General features: G+C 73.0%; 1 protein-coding gene. It reads left to right on the top strand.

Annotated elements, in window-relative coordinates:
• A partial coding sequence (locus ABD823_RS34395) for a dolichyl-phosphate-mannose--protein mannosyltransferase (RefSeq protein WP_344867139.1) occupies positions 1-1,103 on the top strand: 1,103 nt, incomplete at both ends.

Here is a 1,103-nt window from a genome sequence, read left to right as displayed (position 1 = left end):
CACCCGCCGCTGGGCAAGTGGCTGATCGCCACCGGCGAGCAGATCTTCGGCATGACCCCCTTCGGCTGGCGCTTCGCCACCGCCGCCGCCGGCGCCGTCTCCATCCTCATCCTCGCCCGCCTGGCCCGCCGCATGACCCGCTCCACCCTGCTCGGCTGCCTGGCCGGCCTCCTGCTCGCCCTGGACGGCCTGCACCTGGTGCTGTCACGCACCGCCCTGCTCGACATCTTCCTCATGCTGTTCGTCCTGGCCGCCTTCGCCTGCCTGGTCACCGACCGCGACCACGCCCGCACCCGCCTGGCCACCTGGTACGAAACCTCCCCCCTGACCGAACACGGCCCCCACCTCGGCGCCCGCCCCTGGCGCATCGCCGCCGGAGCCATGCTCGGCGCCGCCTGCGCCGTCAAATGGTCCGGCGTCTTCTTCCTGCTCGCCTTCACCGTCTTGACCCTGGTCTGGGACGCCGGCGCCCGCCGCGCCCTCGGCCTGCGCCACCCCTGGCGCGGCATGCTCCGCCTCGACCTGCCCGCCGCGAGCGCCGCCCTGACCCTCATCCCCGCCGCCACCTACACCGCCACCTGGGCCGGCTGGTTCGCCTCCCCCCTCGGCTGGGGACGCAACTGGGCCCAGGCCACCGGCCAGGGCCCCTACTACTTCGTCTTCGACTCCATCCGCTCCTGGCTGGCCTACCACTTCCAGGTCCTGGGCTTCCACACCGGCCTGAGCACCCCGCACAACTACCAGTCCCAGCCCTGGGAATGGCCCCTGCTGCTGCGCCCCGTCGCGTTCTTCTACGAAACCGCACCCGGCTGCGGCGCGAGCGGCGGCTGCTCCCAGGCCGTGCTCGGCGTCGGCACCCCCGTCATCTGGTACGGCGCGCTGGCCGCCCTCATCGCCTCGGTCGCCTGGTACGTCGCCACCCGCGACTGGCGCGCCGCGGCCGTGCTGACCGCCTACGCCGCCGGCTGGCTGCCCTGGTTCTACTACGCCATCGCCGATGAGCGCACCATGTTCCTGTTCTACGCCATCCCCATGGTGCCGTTCATGGTGCTGGCCATCACCCTGGCCGCCGGACTCGTCATCGGCCCCGCCACCGCCCCGCC

This window comes from Planomonospora alba (assembly GCF_039534085.1).
In the GTDB taxonomy this organism is placed as follows: Bacteria; Actinomycetota; Actinomycetes; order Streptosporangiales; family Streptosporangiaceae; genus Planomonospora_B; species Planomonospora_B alba.
The sequence above is the reverse complement of the archived record's forward strand: the minus strand, read 5'-3'. Positions and strand labels throughout refer to the sequence as shown.